Source organism: Synechococcus sp. H55.9 (assembly GCF_047462355.1).
Taxonomy (GTDB): Bacteria; Cyanobacteriota; Cyanobacteriia; order Thermostichales; family Thermostichaceae; genus Thermostichus.
Window position 1 is genome coordinate 2,881 of the sequence record NZ_JANSJB010000097.1, and the last position, 6,384, is coordinate 9,264.

3 protein-coding genes and 1 pseudogene are annotated in these 6,384 nt (G+C 56.3%); 3 read left to right on the forward strand and 1 reads right to left on the reverse strand.

The window, feature by feature from the left end:
* A pseudogene (locus tag NW857_RS11075) lies at positions 1–938 on the reverse strand (electron transfer flavoprotein); the annotation flags it as partial.
* A 118-nt stretch (positions 939–1,056) separates the two neighbouring features.
* Between NW857_RS11075 and NW857_RS11080 the strand changes: the two are divergent.
* From NW857_RS11080 to NW857_RS11090, 3 genes are all read left to right on the forward strand, one after another.
* A complete protein-coding gene (locus tag NW857_RS11080; protein WP_414333491.1) occupies positions 1,057–2,190 on the forward strand; it encodes an anhydro-N-acetylmuramic acid kinase in 1,134 nt (377 codons plus the stop codon).
* A 174-nt stretch (positions 2,191–2,364) separates the two neighbouring features.
* A complete protein-coding gene (locus NW857_RS11085) occupies positions 2,365–3,801 on the forward strand; it encodes a DUF2079 domain-containing protein (RefSeq protein ID WP_414333489.1) in 1,437 nt (478 codons plus the stop codon).
* 233 nt (positions 3,802–4,034) lie between these two features.
* Positions 4,035–6,080 (forward strand): PhoX family protein, encoded by a 2,046-nt coding sequence (locus NW857_RS11090; RefSeq protein WP_414333487.1) that lies wholly within the window; start codon positions 4,035–4,037, stop codon positions 6,078–6,080.
* Positions 6,081–6,384 lie beyond the last annotated feature (304 nt).

The following is a 6,384-nucleotide window of genomic DNA, read 5'->3' on the forward strand; positions in this document are numbered from 1 at the left end:
AAGAGCAAAGCCCCTTCGACGCCAAAGCGGCTGGGCAGGCTGTAGTAGCCCCCCTCAGGAATGACGGCAGCCCCGTACTTGAGCAACTTGCCACCGGCAATCAGGGATTGGATCCAGGGATGGGCTTTGAACTCCTGCAGGCGCTGCTGCGGGTTGAGGTTGGGATTTTTGCTGTCGAGGCCGATGATGAGGCCCAGGGCCAGGCGGTTATCCTTGAGGCCGTAGACAAAGCCGCCGCTGAAGCTGCCATCCAAAACCGGATAGCCCAAGGTGTGCCACACCTGCCCCTGCAGCGAGCAAGGGATCTGCCACAGCTCTTTGACCCCCACCGACCACAGTTGCGGCCGAGGGCGCAGGTGAAACTTCTCGACCAGGTCTTTGGAGATAAATCCCTTGTCGCCAAAACAAGTGAGCTCGGCAAAGACGCAATCTTCGTAAACTTGGCCGGAGTCGCTCACCCGCACCCCAATGACTCGCTCCCCTTCGTAGAGGATCTCGTGGGCAGCAAAGCCGGGGAACAGATCCAGGGTAACGTTGGGGATCCCTTTGGCCTTTTCCTGCAGGGTTTCGGCCAGCCAGCGGATGACATGGCTAAGGGTGAGGATGAACTGCCCCTGCTTGCGCAACCCCTTTGGGATCGCTGCTTCCGGCAGATCCCAGCGCTCTTGGGATCCCAGTACGCTCAGATGGCTGACTTCCACCCGCCCCTCGTGGGGAAATCCTTGGCTCTCAAAATCCGGGAAGAGCCTGGCGATGGCCTGGGGATTGCAGATGGCACCACTGACAATGTGCCCGCCAAATTGCCGGGCTTTTTCCAAGATGGCGATGGAGATTTTGAGCCCCGAGAGCTTGGCCAGATCCAAAAGGCGATGGGCCAGGATCAGGTTGGAGGAGCTTCCTCCCACCAAAAGCAGGTCGTAGCGGATGGCGTCACTCATGCAGAATTCCCCACGCAGCGGCTCTGGATACCCTGCCTGTATCCTAGAGAGGGAAGGCCAAAAGGGGGCAAAACTTTAGACCTTCTCAAGCCTCTGCGCCGAGCCCTCGACAGGATAGGTGATTGTCATTGGCTTAATGTCGGGCACTTCTGTGGACGGGATCGATGTAGCCATCGTCCACATCGAGGGCAACGATCCTCTCCGGTGGGAGCTGTTGCATTTCCAAACAATCCCCTATTGCCCGCTGCTGCGGGCAGAGATTTTGCGGGCTGCGGATCCCAAAACCGGCACGGTAGACCATATCTGCGCTTTAAACTTTCGTTTGGGTCGCGCTTTTGCGGAAGCGGCCCTGCAAGGGATCCAAGCGGCCCACCTCACCCCCCCACAGGTCGATCTCATCGGCAGCCACGGCCAAACCCTTTGGCACAGCCCCGATGGGCCAGAAGCCTCGACCTTACAAATCGGTGAAGCGGCGGTGATTGCCGAGCTGACCGGGATCCCTGTGGTGAGCAACTTTCGGGCGCGGGACATGGCAGCGGGGGGCCAGGGCGCACCTTTGGTGGCTTTTGTGGATTGGCTGTTGCTGAGTCATCCCCACTTCCATCGGGCGGCCCAAAACATCGGCGGCATAGCCAACCTTACCTATCTCCCTAGCCTCAGCAGCGGCGGATCCCCTTTGGCTTTCGACACCGGCCCCGGCAACGTGTTGATCGATTTGGCGGTGATGCGGGCCAGCCAAGGACAACAAGCTTTTGATCGCGACGGAAAATGGGCTACCCAAGGCCAGATCCACTGGGAAAAAATTACAGAATGGATGCGGGATCCCTACTTTCATAAAGCACCGCCCAAAACCACTGGCCGAGAGTACTTTGGATCCCTTTACTTGGAACGAATTTGGCCCCAATTTGCCTCCGCCCACGACTGCATTGCCACGCTAACGGGGTTTACCGCTCGCTCCATTGCCCAAGCTTACAGAGACTTCTTGCCCGCGATCCCAGAGCAAGTTATCGTCAGCGGTGGCGGCACCCAAAACCCTGTCCTCATGCAATTGTTGCAGGAACAACTGCCGGCCACAACCCTGCTTACCTCCGACCAAGTGGGGATCCCTTCTGCAGCCAAAGAAGCCTTTGCTTTTGCGGTATTAGCTTATAAAACCTGGCAGGGTGAGACCAACAGTTTGCCGGAAGCAACTGGAGCAAGACGTGCTACCATCTTGGGCCAAATTACACCCTCTTGTCGTAACCAGTCCTAGCTCATCTGTACCGTTGTCCCCAATAAGCTTTCTCATACTCCTGAAGAAAGAGAGAGGCCCGGGCTTGAGACGGTTCATCTGCCCAATCCAGACTCGCTGGGATGTGACGCAAGGCTGAGAAAGACGGTAAAGTTGCCTTGCCGAGATCCACAGGATCCAAGAGCCCTGGTTCTTATGAAAGATCGTCCTCTACCTTTGTGCCTGACGGCAATGGCGCTTTGTAATTTCTTCATTCTCTTGAGCTGCAGTGTTGCGCGGCATCACTTGTTTCAGTCAGGAGGATATGATCTCGGTATTTTCGACCAAGCTGTTTATTTAATCAGCCGTGGCGAGTTTCCTTTTTCTACTATTCGCGGGATCCACATTCTTGGGGATCACGCAGCTTTTATCTTGTATCCTCTCAGTCTTTTGTATCGCATTGTTCCCTCTGTATATTGGCTGTTCGGCATTCAAGCTCTGGCACTAACGCTGGGAGCGCTGGCCGTTTACCATCTGGCGCTCCAGGTCGAGATTGATTCTGGCAGGGCGAGAACAATTGCCGCCGCCTATCTTCTCTACCCGGCCATCTTCAACGCCAACCTTTTTGATTTTCATCCAGAAGTGTTGGCCGTTCCCCTTTTTTTGGCAGCTATACTCTGTATTCGCTCTGGCAAGTTGTGGGGGTTTTTGCTGTGCCTAGGCGGTATCCTCGGCTGCAAGGCGGTGTTGTCTCTCAATGTCGTTGCCCTGGGAGCTTGGCTGTTGCTCTTTGAAAGCAGACGAGTTGAAAGGCGCTGCCAAGTGGCCGGCTGGCTTGCCATAGCGACAGGGTCGGCTTGGTTTGGCATGGCCGCTTTTTGGATTATTCCTCACTTCAGTGGCAGCGAGCCGGCAGCCGTTTCTCACTATAGCTATTTGGGCAGTTCCGTTCCTGAAATTATCCAAAACTTGGTCCTCAAGCCAACATTAGTCTTAGGCAAAGTCTTCTCTCTCGACACCCTATTCTATGGATTTTTGTTAATCATTCCTGTGGCTTGGGGCCTCTCCTGGCGCCACTGGGATCCCTGGATCCCTGCCCTGCCAACCCTGGGGCTGAATATACTTTCTAGCAATCCTGCTTATCGGGATCTGGTGCATCAGTATGCATTACCTGTTGTTCCTTTTCTCTTTCTAGCTGTTATCGAAAACGCGAAAGCATTCCCCTTTTGGTTTTGCTCCGTCAAAAGCAGAAAAGCAGCGCTAGCCTGGTCTTTGCTGGCTTTTTTAGCTCTGGCAAAATACCCCTTTTTCGGCTCCATCTATCTTCAGTCTCTTGACACTTGGCAGGCCACTCGCGAGGCCCTTGCCCACATCACCACCCAAGGGGGCGTCCTCACTACCCACGAGATTAGCCCCCACCTCACCCACCGGCAAGTTATTTACTTTACTGACGAGAGCCGCTTCAAGGGATCTCCCCCTGCACAATGGGATCCCTTTGACTACGTTTTGCTTAACAGCCGCCATCCGGGGTGGCGCAGCAGCCCAGAGTTCTCCCAGACCCTGCTTGCCGCCTTACAAAAAGAAACCTCGTTTCAGCTTCTCTACCATCGCGATGGGGTGTATTTGTTCTCTAGGATACGACAAGAACCTTAGGCTTAGCCGGCCATTCTAAACAAGTTAAACGTCAGAAACCAAAATTCCCTACAGTCCAACAAATTGTTAATAAGCTATTACCTCAACCCAAAGAAATTTCTCACATCGGCGAGGCTTAACCTGGTCCTGGTCTCTTCTTAACTTCTAGGTACTAGCTTTGGGGTGCCTGTCCCAATGCGTGAAGAACGCAGGGAATAAAAGATCGACAAGACAAGAGAAGGGGAGAACTCAACATGAATAATCCACAGGATTCTAGGCTTCGCCATGGGGACGAGCCTCTGTGCAATCATTCGCCCAACCCCACCTTTAGCAGCATCCTGGAAACTCGCCTGCAGCGGCGCCAAGTGTTGCAGGGGGGAGTTGCCGCGGCAGTGGCCACCTTTTTTGGCCTACCGGCGCTAAACAACGCCAGTAAATCGGCCAAAGCGGCCAGTGGTAGTGCCTTGCTGGGTTTCAAGGCGATCCCCGTGAGCGCAGAGGACAAAGTGGTGGTACCGGAAGGCTACACGGCTCGACCGCTGCTGGCCTGGGGTACCCCTATCACCGGCACCTACCCTGAGTTCAAGCTGGAGAACACCGGCGCCGAGCAGGGGATGCAGGTGGGCAGCCACCACGACGGCATGCACTTCTTCCCCATTGAGGGCAAGGATCCCTGGCAGGGCAGTTCCACCGAGGGCTTGTTGGTGTTCAACCACGAGTATGTGGAGCCGCGCTTTATGCATGCTGCCGCCAAGGGTCAAAAGCTTAACGACGAGAGCTACCCAGTCAACCCCGACGGCAGCCGCGATCCCGATCAAGTGCTGAAAGAGCTAAACGCCCACGGGGTGAGCATTGTCCACATCAAGCGGGAGGCGGACGGTAACTGGACTGTGGTGCGGGATCGCCTCAACCGCCGCATCACCGGCCTCACCCTCATGGAGATCCAGGGCCCGGTGCGGGGATCCGACTTCGTCAAGACCAAGTTCAGCCCCGATGGCACGATGACACGGGGCACCTTAAACAACTGCGCCCACGGGGTTACTCCCTGGAACACCTACCTCACCTGCGAGGAGAACTGGGCCGGCTACTTCACCAACACCAGCAAAGGGCCGGATCAAAAGCCCAACCTGCCCCGCGAGCACAAGCGCTACGGCGTGAGCACCGAGACCTCCCGCTACGGCTGGGAGCTGGCTAGCAACAAGGCCGACGAGTTCATCCGCTTCAACGCCACCCCCACCGCTGCAGATGCCACCCAGGACTACCGCAACGAGCCCAACACCTTTGGCTGGGTGGTGGAGATCGATCCCTTTGATCCCAGCAGCAAGCCCCAGAAGCGCACAGCTCTGGGCCGCTTTGCCCATGAGGGCGTGGTGTTCCAGCCGCCGGTGGAAGGGCAGCCGATTGTGCTCTACATGGGGGACGATGCCCGCTTTGAGTACATCTACAAGTACGTCTCTGCCGAGCCCTACCGCAAGGAGACGGCAGGCGGCCACCTGCTGGACAACGGCACCCTGTACGTGGCCAAGTTCAACGAAGACGGCACAGGGGAGTGGATCCCGCTGGTGTTTGGGCAAAACGGCTTCACCCCCGAGAATGGTTTCACCAGCCAGGCGGATGTATTGGTAAACACCCGCACCGCGGCAGACTTCGTCGGCGCCACCAAGATGGATCGGCCCGAGTGGGGAGCAGTGGATCCCAAGACCCGCATGGTCTACTTCACCCTAACCAACAACAGCAAGCGGGAACAAGACCAGGTGAACGCCGCCAACCCTCGTCCCAAAAACCAGTGGGGCCACATCATCCGCTGGAAGGAAGCCAATGGCCAGCCCCAAGCTACCCGCTTTGAGTGGGACATCTTCGTCCTGGCCGGCCCGCCAGGAGATAGCCGCACCTTATCCGGCCAAGCTCTCAGCTCAGACAACATCTTCAACTCTCCCGATGGGTTGTGGTTCGATGCCAGCCGTCGCCTCTGGATCCAAACGGATTGTAGCGAGAGCAACCTCAACAAGGGAGATTTTGCCCAGTTCGGCAACAACCAGATGCTGGCTGCCGATCCGGATACCGGCGAAATTCGCCGCTTCTTGACCGGGCCGATCGGACAGGAGATCACCGGCGTGGTCACCACTCCCGACCAGCGCACTCTGTTCATCAACGTGCAGCACCCTGGTGCCAGCACCAGCGAGGAAGACTTTGCCGCCGGCAAGATCATTTCTCGCTGGCCCAATTATGACAACAACATCTACCCCCGCTCGGCGGTGGTGGTGATTACCAAAAATGACGGTGGCATTATCGGTACTTAATCAATACTGATTCTGTTGCCAACTCCCCAGGAAATCGGGCGGCAGGGATCCCTTCTCTGCCGCTTTCTTGTAGTCAATTCAGATAACATTCAAGTAACAATGAGACGCCAGCAAGTACAACAAATAGCTAAATGGCGCCGATTCCGATAGCGGGACGTATGGTCATTCAAATAGCCATGAAACTTTTCTCTACGTTGTTATTGCTTCGCAACGCTGTCGCGAACGCGCCGCTCTAACTCCCCTCTCCCTCAGGGAGAGGGGCTGGGGGCTGTCTCTTAAACACAACTCCGAGCCCACGAGACGT

Bases quoted from the DNA above. Each gene is read 5' to 3' on its own strand.
- NW857_RS11085 (WP_414333489.1), top strand. From the start codon at position 2,365: ATGAAAGATCGTCCTCTACCTTTGTGCCTGACGGCAATGGCGCTTTGT.
- NW857_RS11090 (WP_414333487.1), top strand. From the start codon at position 4,035: ATGAATAATCCACAGGATTCTAGGCTTCGCCATGGGGACGAGCCTCTG.